Annotated in this window: 14 protein-coding genes and 1 tRNA gene; 9 read left to right on the plus strand and 6 right to left on the minus strand. The window is 71.3% G+C overall.

Annotated features, from left to right (window positions below; translation table 11 throughout):
* Positions 1–13 precede the first annotated feature (13 nt).
* Positions 14–415, minus strand: coding sequence for a superoxide dismutase, Ni (sodN, locus tag ACYVDA_RS13470; RefSeq protein WP_460818898.1), 402 nt, complete (start codon positions 413–415; stop codon positions 14–16).
* A 119-nt stretch (positions 416–534) separates the two neighbouring features.
* Between sodN and ACYVDA_RS13475 the strand changes: the two genes are divergently transcribed.
* The 4 genes from ACYVDA_RS13475 (at position 535) to ACYVDA_RS13490 (ending at position 3,982) form a co-directional block, all read left to right on the plus strand.
* Complete coding sequence (locus tag ACYVDA_RS13475; protein WP_460818899.1) at positions 535–876, plus strand: S24 family peptidase; 342 nt, start codon at positions 535–537, stop codon at positions 874–876.
* A 302-nt stretch (positions 877–1,178) separates the two neighbouring features.
* Complete coding sequence (locus tag ACYVDA_RS13480; protein WP_460819081.1) at positions 1,179–2,294, plus strand: NAD(P)-dependent malic enzyme; 1,116 nt, start codon at positions 1,179–1,181, stop codon at positions 2,292–2,294.
* Between the two features lie 21 nt (positions 2,295–2,315).
* The gene (locus tag ACYVDA_RS13485; protein WP_460818900.1) at positions 2,316–3,284 is read left to right on the plus strand and encodes a zinc-binding dehydrogenase; all 969 of its coding nucleotides are present in this window, start codon (positions 2,316–2,318) and stop codon (positions 3,282–3,284) included.
* Positions 3,281–3,982 (plus strand): SDR family oxidoreductase, encoded by a 702-nt coding sequence (locus ACYVDA_RS13490; RefSeq protein ID WP_460818901.1) that lies wholly within the window; start codon positions 3,281–3,283, stop codon positions 3,980–3,982. Before ACYVDA_RS13485 ends, ACYVDA_RS13490 begins: the two co-directional genes overlap by 4 nt.
* Before the next feature lie 4 nt (positions 3,983–3,986).
* Here ACYVDA_RS13490 and ACYVDA_RS13495 read toward each other — a convergent pair whose 3' ends face one another.
* Positions 3,987–4,643, minus strand: a complete 657-nt coding sequence (locus tag ACYVDA_RS13495) for a TetR family transcriptional regulator (RefSeq protein WP_460818902.1) — start codon at positions 4,641–4,643, stop codon at positions 3,987–3,989.
* 199 nt (positions 4,644–4,842) lie between these two features.
* Between ACYVDA_RS13495 and ACYVDA_RS13500 the strand changes: the two genes are divergently transcribed.
* From ACYVDA_RS13500 to ACYVDA_RS13510, 3 genes are all read left to right on the plus strand, one after another.
* Entirely contained in the window at positions 4,843–5,979 is a 1,137-nt protein-coding gene (locus ACYVDA_RS13500; protein ID WP_460818903.1) for a ferredoxin reductase, read from the plus strand.
* Positions 5,980–6,042: 63 nt separating this feature from the next.
* Positions 6,043–7,239 carry a fatty acid desaturase family protein gene (locus tag ACYVDA_RS13505; RefSeq protein WP_460818904.1) on the plus strand — a complete coding sequence of 399 codons (1,197 nt, stop codon included), beginning with the start codon at positions 6,043–6,045 and terminating at the stop codon, positions 7,237–7,239.
* A 27-nt stretch (positions 7,240–7,266) separates the two neighbouring features.
* Positions 7,267–7,515, plus strand: coding sequence for a hypothetical protein (locus tag ACYVDA_RS13510; protein WP_460818905.1), 249 nt, complete (start codon positions 7,267–7,269; stop codon positions 7,513–7,515).
* Between the two features lie 98 nt (positions 7,516–7,613).
* Here ACYVDA_RS13510 and ACYVDA_RS13515 read toward each other — a convergent pair whose 3' ends face one another.
* From ACYVDA_RS13515 to ACYVDA_RS13525, 3 genes are read right to left on the minus strand one after another with little or no spacing between them, the layout of a single operon-like run.
* Positions 7,614–8,258 (minus strand): acetoacetate decarboxylase family protein, encoded by a 645-nt coding sequence (locus ACYVDA_RS13515; RefSeq protein WP_460818906.1) that lies wholly within the window; start codon positions 8,256–8,258, stop codon positions 7,614–7,616.
* Positions 8,259–8,438: a DUF6104 family protein gene (locus ACYVDA_RS13520; protein WP_460818907.1), complete on the minus strand. Its 180-nt coding sequence runs from the start codon at positions 8,436–8,438 to the stop codon at positions 8,259–8,261.
* A 6-nt stretch (positions 8,439–8,444) separates the two neighbouring features.
* Positions 8,445–12,320: a multifunctional oxoglutarate decarboxylase/oxoglutarate dehydrogenase thiamine pyrophosphate-binding subunit/dihydrolipoyllysine-residue succinyltransferase subunit gene (locus tag ACYVDA_RS13525; protein ID WP_460818908.1), complete on the minus strand. Its 3,876-nt coding sequence runs from the start codon at positions 12,318–12,320 to the stop codon at positions 8,445–8,447.
* 203 nt (positions 12,321–12,523) lie between these two features.
* On the opposite strand from ACYVDA_RS13525, the gene ACYVDA_RS13530 reads away from it, so the two are divergent.
* Positions 12,524–13,084 carry a CAP domain-containing protein gene (locus ACYVDA_RS13530; RefSeq protein ID WP_460818909.1) on the plus strand — a complete coding sequence of 187 codons (561 nt, stop codon included), beginning with the start codon at positions 12,524–12,526 and terminating at the stop codon, positions 13,082–13,084.
* A 15-nt stretch (positions 13,085–13,099) separates the two neighbouring features.
* Here the strand turns inward: ACYVDA_RS13530 and ACYVDA_RS13535 are convergent.
* Positions 13,100–13,175 (minus strand) — tRNA-Arg (locus ACYVDA_RS13535).
* Between the two features lie 89 nt (positions 13,176–13,264).
* On the opposite strand from ACYVDA_RS13535, the gene argS reads away from it, so the two are divergent.
* On the plus strand, positions 13,265–14,947 hold the full coding sequence (gene argS / locus ACYVDA_RS13540) for an arginine--tRNA ligase (RefSeq protein ID WP_460818910.1): 1,683 nt from the start codon (positions 13,265–13,267) through the stop codon (positions 14,945–14,947).

Here is a 14,947-nt window from a genome sequence, read left to right on the forward strand (position 1 = left end):
CCTGCCACGCAGGTCACGCCTTCTTGGTCTCCCAGAAGATCTCGGCGATCTCGTCGATCTTGGCCAGCAGCTGGTCGGCGACGCCCTCGTCGAGCTCGCCCTTGGTGCCGCTGGCGCCGGCGAGCTTGGTGGCCTCGTTCACCAGCGTGTGCAGCTGGGGGTACTTCTCGAAGTGCGGGGGCTTGAAGTAGTCGGTCCACAGCACCCACAGGTGGTGCTTGACCAGTTCCGAGCGCTGCTCCTTGATCAGGATCGCGCGGGTGCGGAAGTCGGGGTCGTCGTTGTCGGCGACCTTCTTGATGACGGCCTTGATGGACTCGGCCTCGATGCGGGCCTGGGCCGGGTCGTAGACGCCGCACGGCAGGTCGCAGTGGGCCGAGACCTCGATCGTGGGGGCGAACAGCTTCTTGAGCATGGGTGGGTCCTCTCACGTGGTGTCAGGTACGGCGCCGGGTGGCTCGAGCGCCTGGCTCTGCTGCGACACTACTCCCGCCGGGGAGGTGCCCTGAGGCAGGTGCACGAGGAGGTGCCGGGGTGGACGTACCCGGTCTGCGACGGGTCACACTGCCCTTCGGCCTGGCCCTCGTCCGGGGCCGCTCGATGGAGCCGACGCTGGTCGACGGCGACCGGCTGCTCGTGCGCTACGACGGCGTCCCGAGGGCGGGCGGCGTCGCGATCGTGCGGTTCTCCGACGGGGTGGTCGCGGTGAAGCGGCTGGACCGGCTGACCCCCGAGGGCTGGTGGGTCAGTCGCGACAACCCGCGTGAGGGGCGCGACTCCTGGTCGGCGGGCGCGGTGCCCGACGCCGACGTCCTGGCCACGGTGGTGGTCCGCGTGTGGCCGCGCCCCGGTCCGGTGCCCCGGTCCCGGGCCTGAGGTCGCTGTGGCACGATGACGACCAGGGTCATCCCCCTGCGTGTGCGCGACTCCGCGGCCTCATCACGGGCCTCGCGTCGAGTCGCCGGACCACACCCACGTCACCTCTCGCACCGTTCCCGCCTCCCCGTGCTCCCTCCCCGGAGCCCCACGTCAAGGACCGCCCCATGGCCGCACCGGACCCCGCCAGCACCCCCACCAGCGCCCCCGCCGACCCGACCGGCTCGCTCGCGCCCGCCGCGCCCGCTCCCCGCGGTGCGCACGCCGACGACCCGGTCTTCGCGCTGCACGTCGGCGGCAAGATGGAGATCGCCTCGCGGGTGGCGCTGACCGGACCGGCCGAGCTGTCCCTGGCCTACACCCCGGGCGTGGCCAAGGTGTGCGAGGCGATCGCGGCCGACCCCTCGATGAGCGACGACTACACGTGGGTGCCCAACACCGTCGCGGTCGTCACCGACGGCACGGCCGTCCTCGGGCTGGGCGACATCGGCCCGCGCGCCGCGATGCCGGTGATGGAGGGCAAGGCGGTGCTGTTCAAGCAGTTCGGCGGGGTCGACGCGATCCCGATCTGCCTGGACACCGTCGACGTCGACGAGATCGTCGAGACCGTGGTCCGGATGGCCCCGAGCTTCGGCGGCGTCAACCTCGAGGACATCTCCGCGCCCCGTTGCTTCGAGATCGAGGACCGGCTCAAGGCCCGCCTCGACATCCCGGTCTTCCACGACGACCAGCACGGCACGGCGGTGGTGACGCTGGCGGCGCTGGAGAACGCCGTGCGCCTCACCGGGCGGCTGATGGAGACCACGCGCGTCGTGGTCTCCGGCGCGGGCGCGGCCGGGGTGGCGGTCACCAAGATCCTGCTGGCCGCCGGCATCCGCGACGTGACGGTCACCGACCGCACGGGCGTGATCAGCTCCACGCGCACCGACCTCAACGACTCCAAGGCCGCGCTGGCCCGGATCACCGCCGACCTCACCGGCCGCACCGGCACCCTGGCCGACGCCATGGTCGGCGCCGACGTGTTCATCGGTCTCTCCGGCGGCACCGTGCCGGAGGAGGTCGTGGCCACGATGGCGCCGGACTCGATCGTGTTCGGGCTGGCCAACCCCACCCCCGAGGTGCACCCCGACGTGGCCCACCGCCACGCGCGGGTCGTGGCGACCGGGCGCTCGGACTTCCCCAACCAGATCAACAACGTGCTGGCCTTCCCCGGCATCTTCCGCGGGGCCTTCGACGTGCGCGCCACGGCGATCACCGAGGGCATGAAGCTGGCCGCGGCGGCGGCCCTGGCCGGCATCGTGGGCGAGGACCTGAGCGAGGACAACGTCATCCCCTCGGCCTTCGACCCGCGGGTCGGCCCGGCGGTGGCGCAGGCGGTCGCCGAGGCCGCCCGTCGGGACGGGGTCGCGCGGCGCTGAGCGCCCGCTAGGGTCGGTTGCATGTTCGCCGTCTACGCCGACAGCTTCTCCTCCGACACCCCCCTCGACGGCCTCGTCGTCGGGGAGCGCCCCGACCCCGAGGTGCCCGACGGGTGGACCACGGTCACCGTGAAGGCCGCCTCGTTGAACCACCACGACCTGTGGTCGCTGCGGGGCGTGGGCCTGCGCCAGGAGGCGCTCCCGATGATCCTGGGCTGCGACGCCGCAGGTCTGGACGAGGACGGCAACGAGGTCGTCGTGCACGCGGTGATCAGCGACCCGTCGTGGACCGGCGACGAGACCTTCGACCCCAAGCGGTCGCTGCTCAGCGAGCGCTTCCAGGGCACGTTCGCCGACAAGGTCGCCGTGCCGCGCGGCAACGTGGTGCCCAAGCCCGCGTCGCTCTCCTTCGCCGAGGCCGCCTGCCTGCCGACCGCCTGGCTGACCGCCTACCGGATGCTGTTCACCCAGGGCGGCCTGCGCGCGGGCGACACCGTGCTGGTGCAGGGCGCCGGCGGCGGCGTCGCCACCGCGGCGATCACCCTGGCCCGGGCCGCGGGCCTGCGCGTCCTGGCCACCAGCCGCGACGAGGCCAAGCGCGCCCGCGCCCTGGAGATCGGGGCCCACGAGGTCTTCGAGTCCGGCGCCCGCCTGCCGGTCAAGGTCGACGGCGTCATCGAGACCGTCGGCAAGGCCACGTGGTCCCACTCGATCCGCTCCCTGCGCCCCGGCGGCACGCTGGTCACCTCGGGCACCACCTCGGGACCGCAGCTCGACGACGCCGAGCTCACCCGGATCTTCTTCCTCCAGCTGCGGGTGATCGGCTCGACCATGGGCACCCGGCAGGAGCTGGCCAGCCTGGTCACGCTGCTGGACGCCACCGGCACCAAGCCGCTGATCGACCGCACCCTGCCGATGGAGCAGGCCGCCGACGGCTTCGCGGCCATGGCCGAGGGTGACGTCTTCGGCAAGATCGTCTTCACCCGGTGAGGGCCACCGACGACCGCCGCACGCACCTGGTGACCGGCGCCGGCTCCGGCATCGGCGCCTGCGTGGCGCGGGCCCTGCTCGAGCGGGGTGACGAGCTGGTCGTGCTCGCGCGCGACGAGGAGCGGGCCGAGCAGCTGGCCGCGTCCCTCGGGGGCGCGAGGACGGTCGTGGCCGACCTGGCTGACGTCGCCTCCGTCGCGCTGCTCGACCTGACCGGACCCCTCGACTCGGTGGTCCACGCCGCCGGGGTGGTCGACCTCGGCACGGTCGGGGAGCTGTCGGCCGGGGCCTGGCGCTCCCAGCTCGACGTCAACCTGCTCGCCCCCGCCGAGCTGACCCGGATCGCGCTCCCGGCCCTGCGCTCGGCGCGCGGCACCGTGGTCTTCGTGAACTCCGGCGCCGGCCTGCGTGCGAACCCGGGCTGGTCGGCGTACGCCGCGAGCAAGTTCGGGCTGCGCGCCCTCGCCGACGCCCTGCGGCAGGAGGAGGCCCCGCACGGCGTGCGCGTGACGACGGTGCACCCCGGCCGCACGGCGACCCCGATGCAGCAGCGCGTGCACGACCAGGAGGGGGCCGACTACGACCCCGATGCCTGGATCCGCCCCGAGACCGTGGCCGACGCGATCCTGCACGTCCTCGACCTGCCCCGCGACGCCACGATCCCCGACCTCACGGTGAGCCCGGGCCCGGGCCGCTAGCGGGTCAGCTGGAGCGCCAGTTGAGGGCGCCCACGAGCATCATCCGCAGCTGGGTGCGGGCGTGCTCGATGATCGCGGCCTCGGCCTCGGGGCGCGCGGTCACCACCGCCTCGGTGGTGCCGACCATCGAGGTGACGATCAGGTTCGACAGCACGTGCAGGTCCTCGGTGGACCAGTGGTCGGGGTCGGTCAGGCGTGCGAGGTCGGTGGCCAGCTCCCGCTCGACCAGCTCGATCTGGTGCCGGATCGCCGCTCGTACGCCGGGAGGGCCGGCCAGACGCTCGCGCGCGATGAAGGCGAAGTGGGCGTGCCGTGAACGGGTGTGCTCGAGCAGCACCTCGACCGACCGGTCGATGATGTTGCGGTACGTCGGGTCCGTCCGGCGCACGTCTCGCAGCATCTCGCGCAGCGACACGAAGGACTCCTCGACCAGGGCCAGCCCGAGGTCGTCGATCGAGGAGAAGTGCCGGTAGAAGGCGGTCGGCACGATCCCGACCTCCTTGGCCACCTGGCGCAGCGACAGCGCCACCAGGCTGGAGTCCTCGCACAGCTCGAGGGCCGCGTCCATGATGGCGCGGCGGGTGCGGCTCTTGCGCTCCCCGCGGGACTCCGGGGTCCGGACGACGTCGTCCGTCAGCGCTGCTGCGGAGGCCCGGTCCATGACGGCGACCCTACCCCGCCCGGATCACGGCTCCGTGGGGGTGACCCGCGTCGCAGTCGGGCCCGTCCCGGGCGGGGACCCGCCGCCCCGGAGGCCGTGGTGGTCGGCGTCACGCGTGCTCCTCCTTGACCCCGGCAGAGCAGCAGAGCATCCTTTTCGGTGAACAGATGTTCACTCAATTCTTACGACGGGAGAAGTCATGTCCTTGCTTCAGCCCCTCGCCGACCGCGTGCTGGGTTCCAAGACCCTCGCCGCGCTGACCTCGCCGCACGGCGTCGACCGCTACCTGGAGCTGGTGAACCCGATGTGGGCCGCCACCGAGGTGCGCGCCCGCATCGTCGACGTCACCCGCGAGACCCACGGTCCGGAGTCCGAGCGCACCCCCGTGGCGACGCTGACCCTGCAGCCCACGAGCACCTGGCGCGGGCACCGCGCGGGCCAGTACGTCCAGGTCGGGGTCGAGATCAACGGCAACCGCCGCACCACGCGGTGCTTCTCGATCTCCTCGGCCGCCTCGGCCCCCGGCGAGCAGTTCACGATCACCGTGCGCGCCCACGAGCCGGAGCGTCCCGGTCAGCAGCGCGTCAGCGCCTACCTGGTCGACGAGGCCCAGCCCGGCGAGGTCCTGCACCTGAGCCAGGCCCAGGGGGAGTTCACCCTCCACGAGAGCGCGGCCACGCCGACGGTGAACCGCCTCGTCTACATCACCGGCGGCTCGGGCATCACCCCGGCGATGTCCCACGTCCGCACCCTGCTGCGCGACGGGTACGACGGCCGGGCCAACCGCAAAGTCACCTTCATCCACTTCGCGCGCAGCGCCGAGGACCAGATCTTCGCCGAAGAGCTCCAGCGCATCGCCTGGGCCGACAACCAGGTCGACGTGCACCTCTTCCACGGCGACCAGCTCTTCACCGAGCAGCGCCTGCGCAGGATCGTCCCGGACTTCCGCGACACCGACACCTGGGCCTGCGGCCCGGCCGGGATGATGGAGCTGGTCACCGAGGCGTACGCCGGGTCGCCCCGCCTGCGCACCGAGTTCTTCAAGCTCTCCACCCGCCGCGCCACCGTCGACGGGGAGGACGCCGAGGGCGAGCTGTCCTTCGACCGGGCCGGCACCACGGCCACCAACAGCGGCGACTCGATCCTCGAGCAGGCCGAGGCCGCGGGCCTGACGCCGGAGTTCGGCTGCCGCATGGGGATCTGCTTCTCCTGCGTGTGCCGCAAGACCGAGGGGACGGTGCGCAACGTCCTCACCGGCGAGGAGTCCTCGCAGCCCGACGAGGAGATCCGCATCTGCGTCTCCGCCCCCGTCGGCGACGTCGCCGTCGACCTCTGACCTCCTGACCCGGGCCGTCCGGCACGGCCCGACCCGACACCCCGAGTGGAAGGAACCACCATCGTGAGCACCGCCACCCAGACCCCCACGACCACCCCGTCCGGCCCCATCGAGGCCACCGAGCGCGACGGCGCCAAGGTGCGCCTGTCCGCCGAGCAGCTCGAGCAGTTCGGCCGCGAGCTCGACGCCATCCGCCAGCGCGTGATCGCCGACCTCGGCGAGGAGGACGCGGCGTACATCCGTGGCGTGGTGAAGAAGCAGAAGCAGTTCGAGGTCGCCGGCCGCGCGCTGATGTACCTCCCGCCGGCCTGGCCGTTGGCCGTGGCCTCGCTGAGCATCTCCAAGATCCTGGACAACATGGAGATCGGCCACAACGTCATGCACGGCCAGTACGACTGGATGGGCGACCCGGGCCTGAACTCCCGGATGTTCGACTGGGACAACGTCTGCCCCGGGGAGCAGTGGAAGTACTCCCACAACTACATCCACCACACCTTCACCAACATCCTCGGCAAGGACCGCGACATCGGCTACGGCATCCTCCGGATGGACGAGGACCAGCCCTGGCACCCCTACTACCTGGGCAACCCGGTGTACGCGTTCCTGCTGATGACGTTCTTCGAGTGGGGCGTGGCGATGCACGACCTCGAGGTCGAGAACATCGTCGCCGGCAAGCGCAAGATCTCCGAGAACACCGCCCTCCACCGCGGGATCATGGCCAAGGTCAAGCGCCAGGCCCTCAAGGACTACGTCCTGTTCCCGGCCCTGACCGGCCCGCTGTTCCCGCTGACGCTGGCCGGCAACGTGACCGCCAACCTGGTGCGCAACGTCTGGGCCTTCAACATCATCTTCTGCGGCCACTTCCCGGCCGGGGTCGAGAGCTTCAGCCAGGAGGAGTGCCTGGACTCGGTGGGCCCCGACGGCAAGCCCGAGGAGTCGCGCGGTCACTGGTACTACCGCCAGGTCCTCGGCTCGGCCAACATCTCCGGCTCCAGGCTGATGCACCTGATGAGCGGCAACCTCTCGCACCAGATCGAGCACCACCTGTTCCCCGACATCCCGGCGCGTCGCTACCCCGAAATCGCCGGCGAGGTCCAGGAGATCTGCGAGCGCTACGGCCTGCAGTACAACTCCGGTCCGCTGCACCGTCAGCTCGGCAGCGTGTTCGCCAAGATCGTCCGGCTGGCCCTGCCCGGCACGCGCGCGCCGAAGGCGTCGCCCGAGGCCGAGACGCCCTCGGCCCGCCCGATGGCTGCCTGATCGGCGGCGATGGGGGAGGATGGCGCCATGAAGGACCGGCTCAGCAAGGCTGAGATCCGCAAGGACGCGCTCCAGGAGGGCGTGACCGCGGCGAGCAACGCCGTGGGCTCGGTGACGACCATCATCACCTCGGCCGTGGGAGAGGTCGCCCGCACCCTGGGCGGGTTCGCCACCGAGATGTTCGAGATCCGCGACTCGGCGAGGCGCGCCTCGCGCGACACGCTCGAGGAGCCCCGGCGTGGTCCCTCCTCCCGCGAGGACGACGCCGACCTCTGACCGGTCCGACCGTCACACTGGTCGGTCGGGCCCACCTCGTCGTCACCCCCCTGCCGTTCGCCCGCGGCGGGGGGTGACGCACGTCCGGGACGAGCCGGTCAGCCGGCCGTGCCGAAGGTCATCGCGAAGTCGGCGACCCGCACGCTGCCGCGCGGACGGGCCCCGGCGAGCCAGCCGAGCGGGCCCGTGGGGTCGACGTCCCACCGGGAGCGGCACGGGAGCACCCGGCCGGTGCCGGTCACGCCGGTGACCACGACCTCGCCGTCCTCGCGCACCTGGCGGGTGGAGAAGGCGAACGGCGTGCGCACGGGGGCGTGGCGCGAGACGTCGGTGAAGCGCGCCGCCAGGCTGTGGCGGCCCCGCACCGCGACGTCCCACGTCGTGCGGTCGGCCGGTCCGGGTCGGTCACCCCGACGGAAGGTCGCGAGGTCCTTGGGGATCGCCCACAGGTCGCGGCCACCGTCGCGCGAGGCGGGGGAGTCCACCCAGATGTCGGTGATCTGCGCCTGCGCGCGCACGGGTCGGGCCACGAGGAGCTCGGAGTAGACCAACGGGCTCGGGTCCTCGTAGGAGACCAGCGCCACGCCGTACACCCCTCCGGGGCGGTCGGGGTGCACCGGGTCGCTGCCGGGACGGACCGTGAAGAGCGAGAGCCACAGCTGGCCGTGCAGGTGCCACGGCGCAGGCGGGTACGCCGACCCGGCGGACCGCGGCTGCGTGGTCGACGAGCCCGGCGTGGACATCTAGTCGTCGTCCGGGTCGTCGAGTCGCGCCAACCAGGTGGCGAACCGCTCGATCGGCACCTCGAAGTCGGGGTGGACGTCGACGAACTCCTGGAGCCGCTCGGCGACCCACGCCAGGGTGACCTCCTCGCCACCCCGGCGCGACTGGAGCTCCTCGATGCCGCGGTCGGTGAAGTACATGGGCGTCTAGTACTTCGCCTCCGCGGCGCCCCGCACCTCGGCGAAGGCGGCGCTCATCAGGCCCTTGTTCTCCTCGACGTGGCGGGAGTGCTGGCCCACCGACGGCGAGCTGGACATCGGCCGCGAGATGACCTCGACCTCGTGGTCCAGCATGGGGAACAGGTTGAGCTGGAAGTGCGGGGCCGGACCCATGTTGGCGGGCTCGTCCTGCACCCAGCGGACCTCCTTGAGGTGGGGGTAGCGCGCGATCTCCGCGGCCAGCTCCTCCTCGGGGCGGGGGTAGAGACGCTCGATCCGCGCGATCGCGGTCGTGGGCGAGTCGCCCTGCTGCTTGGCGCGCTCCACCATCAGGTCCCAGGTGATGCGTCCGCTGCAGAGCACCAGGGTGTCCACCTTCTCCGGGTCGACCTGGTCGTCGCCGATCAGCGGCCGGAAGGTGCCCGAAGTGAAGTCCTCGGGCCGCGAGGCGGCCTCCTTGCGGCGCAGCATCGACTTCGGGGTGAAGACGATCAGCGGCCGGTGCTGCTCGCCGAGGGTGTGGCGGCGCAGCAGGTGGAAGTAGCTGGCGGGCGTCGAGGGCTGGGCCACCACGAACGCCTCGTCGGCGGCCATGGTGAGGAACCGCTCGATGCGGGCCGAGGAGTGGTCGGGACCCTGGCCCTCGTAGCCGTGCGGCAGCAGCAGGACGACGCCCGAGGACTGGCCCCACTTGGTGTGGCTGGAGGTGATGAACTCGTCGATCACCGTCTGGGCGCCGTTGACGAAGTCGCCGAACTGCGCCTCCCAGGCCACCAGCGCGTCGGGCCGGGCCACGGAGTAGCCGTACTCGAACCCGAGGGCGGCGTACTCCGAGAGCAGCGAGTCGTAGACGTAGAACTGCGCCTGGTCCTCGGTGAGGTTGGCCAGCGGCGTCCACTCGGCGGCGTTGGTGCGGTCGATGATCGTGGCGAACCGGCTGGCGAAGGTGCCGCGGCGCGAGTCCTGGCCGGAGAGCCGCACGGGTCGCCCGTCCATCAGGAGCGAGCCGAGGGCCAGGATCTCGCCGGAGCCCCAGTCGATCGGGCCGTTGGTCATCGCCGCGGACCGCTTCTGCAGCTGCGGGAGGACCTTGGGGTGCACCGTGAAGCCCTCGGGCGCGCTGACGTAGGAGTCGGCGATCCGCTTGAGGGCCTCGACGCTGATCGCGGTGGTGAAGTCCTCGTGGCTCTTCTCGGGGTAGTCCGGCACCGTCGTCCACCCGTCGGGCGTCGAGGTGGCCTCGCGGACCTCGGTGAAGACGCGCTCCAGCTGCTGCTGGTAGTCGCGCAGGACCTGCTCGGCCTCCTCGAGCGTGATGTCGCCACGCCCGATGAGCGACTCGGTGTAGAGCTTGCGCACCGAGCGCTTCTTCTCGATCAGGTCGTACATCAGCGGCTGGGTGTACGACGGGTCGTCGCCCTCGTTGTGACCGCGACGGCGGTAGCAGACCAGGTCGATGACGACGTCCTTGTTGAACGCCTGGCGGTACTCGAAGGCCAGCCGGGCGACCCGGATGCAGGCCTCGGGGTCGTCGCCGTTGACGTGGAAGATCGGCGCCTGGACCATCCGGGCCACGTCGGTGCAGTAGAGCGAGGAGCGCGACGCGGCCGGCGAGGTGGTGAAGCCGACCTGGTTGTTGACCACGACGTGCACGGTGCCGCCGGTGCGGTAGCCGCGCAGCTGGGAGAGGTTGAGCGTCTCCGCGACCACGCCCTGGCCCGCGAACGCGGCGTCACCGTGGACGAGCACCGGAAGGACCGGGAACTGCTCGCCCTGGTTGAGCACGTCCTGCTTGGCGCGGGCGATGCCCTCCAGGACCGGGTCGACGGCCTCGAGGTGGGAGGGGTTCGCCGCGACGGAGACCTTGATCCGGTCCCCGTTGTCGGAGGCGAACTCGCCCTCGGCGCCGAGGTGGTACTTCACGTCGCCGGAGCCCTGCACGGTGCGCGGGTCGATGTTGCCCTCGAACTCGCGGAAGATCTGGCTGTAGGACTTGCCCACGATGTTGGCCAGCACGTTGAGGCGACCGCGGTGGGCCATCCCGATGGTGACCTCGTCGAGGCCCTCGGCGGCGGCGGCCTCGCAGATCTCGTCGATCAGCGGGACCGTGGTCTCGCCGCCCTCGAGGCTGAACCGCTTCTGGCCCACGAACTTGGTCTGCAGGAAGGTCTCGAAGGCCTCGGCCTGGTTGAGCTTGAGCAGGATCCGCAGCTGCTCCTCGCGCGGGGGCTTCTGGTGGGGCTGCTCGACCCGCTCCTGGATCCAGCGACGCTGCTCGGGGTCCTGGATGTGCATGTACTCGATGCCGACGGTGCGGCAGTAGGAGTCGCGCAGGATGCCCAGGATCGAGCGCATCTTCATGAACCGGCGCTCGCCGCCGAAGGACCCGGTCGCGAACTCGCGGTCGAGGTCCCACAGGGTCAGGCCGTGGCTCTCGACCTCGAGGTCGGGGTGGCTGCGCTGCTTGTACTCCAGCGGGTCGGTGTCGGCCATCATGTGGCCGCGCACGCGGTAGGCGTGGATCAGCTCCAGGATCCGGGCCTGCTTGGAGATCTCGTCGTCGTGGCTGGTGGAGATGTCCTTGGACCAGCGGATCGGCTCGTAGGGGATCCGCAGCGACCGGAAGATCTCGTCGTAGAAGCCCTCCTCGCCCAGCAGCAGGCCGTGCATCCGGCGCAGGAACTCGCCGCTCAGCGCGCCCTGGATGACGCGGTGGTCGTAGGTCGAGGTCAGCGTCATGATCTTGCTGATCGCGTTGCGGGTCAGCGTCTCCTCCGACGCGCCCTGGAACTCCGGCGGGTACTCCATCGAGCCGACGCCGATGATGGCGCCCTGGCCCTTCATCAGCCGCGGCACGGAGTGGTTGGTGCCGATGGTGCCGGGGTTGGTCAGCGAGATCGAGGTGCCCTGGAAGTCGGTGACGGCGAGCTTGCCGCCCCGGGCCTTGCGCACGAGGTCCTCGTACGCCGTCCAGAACTGCGCGAAGTCCATCGACTCCGCGGCCTTGATGCTGGGGACCAGCAGCTGGCGGGTGCCGTCGGGCTTGGGCAGGTCGATGGCCAGGCCGAGGTTGATGTGGGCCGGCGTGATCAGGTTGGGCTTGCCGTCGACGGTGTCGAAGCCGACGTTCATGTCCGGGATCGCCTTGAGCGCCTTGACCAGGGCGAAGCCGATCAGGTGCGTGAAGGAGACCTTGCCGCCGCGGGCCCGGGCCAGGTGGTTGTTGATGACGATGCGGTTGTCCCACAGCAGCTTGACCGGCACCGAGCGCACGCTGGTCGCGGTGGGGACCGTGAGGCTGGCGTCCATGTTGGCCACGGTGCGGGCCGGCGCGCCGCGCAGGACGGTGAAGGTGGGCTCGTCCTTGGCCGCGTCCTGGGCGTCCTCGCGGGTCTTCTCCTCCGCCCCCTTGGCGGTGGGTCGTGAGGAGGAGTTGCTGCTGCTGCTGGTGGTGGTCTTCTTCGCCGCCGGCTTCTGGGCCGGGGCCGCCTTGTCGTCCGTCGTCTTCTCCGTGCTCGTGGTGGCCGCCGGCGCTGAGGACGCACCGGACTTCTTCTTCGCGGGGGTGCTGTCGGAGGGCGCCGGCGCCGCGGGTCGCGACTTGGGGGCGCCGGTGGACTCGATCACGGCGTGGTGGGCGGTGTCGGAGCCGCCCGAGCTCCCTGAGCCCTCCGAGGTGGACCCGTTGGACGAGGGGGACCCGTCGCCGGACGAGGCGTCGGCGGCGTGGCCCTTGTCGAAGAAGTCCCACCAGACGCGGTCGACGCTGTCGGGGTCCTTCTCGAAGCGCTCACGCATCTCGTCCACGAGCCACTCGTTGGCTCCGAACCCCGAGGGCGAGCTTTCGTCGGTTGACTCGGGCACGGCCAGTTTCGCCTCTTTCGACACGCGGGTGTGGGACTTCGCGTCAAGGCTAGACCCCCGCTCCGGCGGACCGCAGGGGAGGAGGGGAATCCCGGACGTGTCCGGGACCGATCCGGTTCGGCGAAGGGGGGTGCCAAAGCCGAGGACGTATGAGATGGTTTGTCCGTTATCAACCGTTTCAGGGTTTCTCGAGGGAGTGCACCATGAGCCACGTCCGGTCCCACCGCCGCACCGTCCGGACGCTCGCGTCCCTCGCCCTCGGAGCCGGCCTCGTCGCCGGGGTCGGCGTCTGTGAGGTCGCCGTCGCCGGTGCTGCCGGCGCCGCCACCACGCCGGTCAGCACCTCCGTCTCGTCGGGCACCGCCTCGGCGCGGGTCGCCTACAGCTCCATCGCGGCGTCGTACGACACTCAGATGCTCAACCTCACCAACGCCGCCCGGCGGGCCCACGGCCTGGCGCCGCTGCGCGCGCAGTCCTGCGTCGACGGCTTCGCCTCCTCGTGGGCGCGCTACCTGGCTGGTCACGACGCGTTCCGCCACCAGTCGCTGTGGCCGATCATCAACCGCTGCCACCGTCGCGGGGCGGGGGAGAACATCGCCTGGGGCTCGGGCTACCTGTCGCCGGAGAGGGTCGTCGACATGTGGATGCACTCGCCGGGCCACCGCGCGAACATCCTGAACGGACGCTTCCGCTACCTCGGTGTGGACGCCTACCGCTCGGGGTCGTCCGGTCGCACCTACGTGGTGCAGGACTTCGCCGCCTGAGGCGAGGCGAAGGGGTGGTGCCTCCGGCAGGATTCGAACCTGCGACACCTGGTACCGGAAACCAGTGCTCTATCCCCTGAGCTACGGAGGCGGGGTGGGGACGTGCCAGTGGCACGAGCCGGAACACTACCGCCCGATGCTCCCGAGCGACCAACCGGTGCCCGCCGATAGGCTGGGTCGGTGACTCCCGCCCAGCTGTCGACCCTCGTCGTGGACTCCCTGACCGCTCTCGTCGACGACGGGCGCCTCGCGCTGCCCGACGGCGTCCCGTCCCAGGTGACCGTCGAGCGCCCCCGTCAGAAGGAGCACGGCGACTACGCCACCAACGTGGCCCTCCAGCTGGCCAAGAAGGCCGGGACCAACCCGCGCGCCCTGGCCGAGGAGCTGGCCGGGCTCCTGCGGGCCGACGCCGGGATCGCGGCCGTCGACGTCGCCGGGCCGGGGTTCATGAACATCACCGTCGAGGCCGGCGCCCAGGGCCGGATCGCCGCCGAGGTCGTGGCCGCCGGGGCGGCGTACGGCCGGACGCGGACGCTCGCGGGCCAGAAGATCGACGTGGAGTTCATCTCCGCCAACCCGACCGGGCCGCTGCACCTGGGTCACACCCGCTGGGCGGTGCTCGGCGACGCGATCGGCCGTGTGCTCGCCGCCGCGGGCGCCGAGGTGACCCGCGAGTTCTACATCAACGACCGCGGCGTGCAGATGAACCACTTCGCCGACTCCATCGTGGCCTCCGCGCTGGGCCTGCCCAAGCCCGAGAACGGGTACGCCGGGGGCTACATCGACGACCTCGCCACCCAGGTCGGCGCCGCTCACCCGGGGATCTTCAACCTGCCCGCCGACGAGCGCCGCGCCGCGGTGCGGGCTGCCGGCTACGAGATCCAGCTGGGGCTGCAGCAGGCCTCGCTCGAGCGCTTCAACACCCACTTCGACGTGTGGTTCTCCGAGCTGTCGCTGCACGAGTCGGGCTCGGTGCCCGAGACGCTCCAGCGCCTCCAGGACCTCGGCCACGTCTACACCCAGGACGGCGCGCTGTGGATGCGCACGACCGACTTCGGCGACGACAAGGACCGGGTCCTGATCAAGTCCGACGGCGAGCTGACCTACTTCGCCTCCGACACCGCCTACTACCTCGATAAGCGGGCCCGGGGCTTCGACAACTGCCTCTACCTGCTCGGCGCGGACCACCACGGCTACGTCAACCGGCTGCGCGCGATGGCGGCCTGCGTCGGCGATGACCCCGACGTGACGCTGGACGTGCTGATCGGGCAGCTGGTCAAGATCCTGCGCGACGGCGAGGAGATGAAGCTGTCCAAGCGCGCCGGCACGATCGTCACCCTCGACGAGCTCGCGGACGTCGTCGGCGTGGACGCGATGCGGTACTCGCTCGCCCGCTACCCGGCCGACTCGCCGCTGGTGCTCGACGTCGGCGAGATCACCAAGGCCAGCAACGACAACCCCGTGTTCTACGTGCAGTACGCCCACGCCCGGACCTGCCGGATGATGGCCAACGCCGCCGACCTGGGCATGGTGCTGCCCACCGACGCCTCCGAGCGGCCCTTCGACCCGGCCCTGCTCAAACACGAGCGCGACGGCGACCTGCTGCGGGCGCTGGCGGAGTTCCCGCGCGTGGTGGCGAGCGCGGCCGAGCTGCGCGAGCCGCACCGGGTGGCGCGCTACCTGGAGTCCACGGCCTCGATCTTCAACCGGTGGTACGACACCAAGGAGTGCCGGATGCTGCCCCAGGGCGACGAGCCGGTCACCGCGGCCAACGAGGCCCGCCTGGTGCTGGTCTCGGCGACGCGCACGGTGATCGCCAACGGGCTGGGCCTGCTCGGGGTCTCGGCCCCGGAGCGGATGTAG

Source organism: Nocardioides korecus (assembly GCF_054778395.1).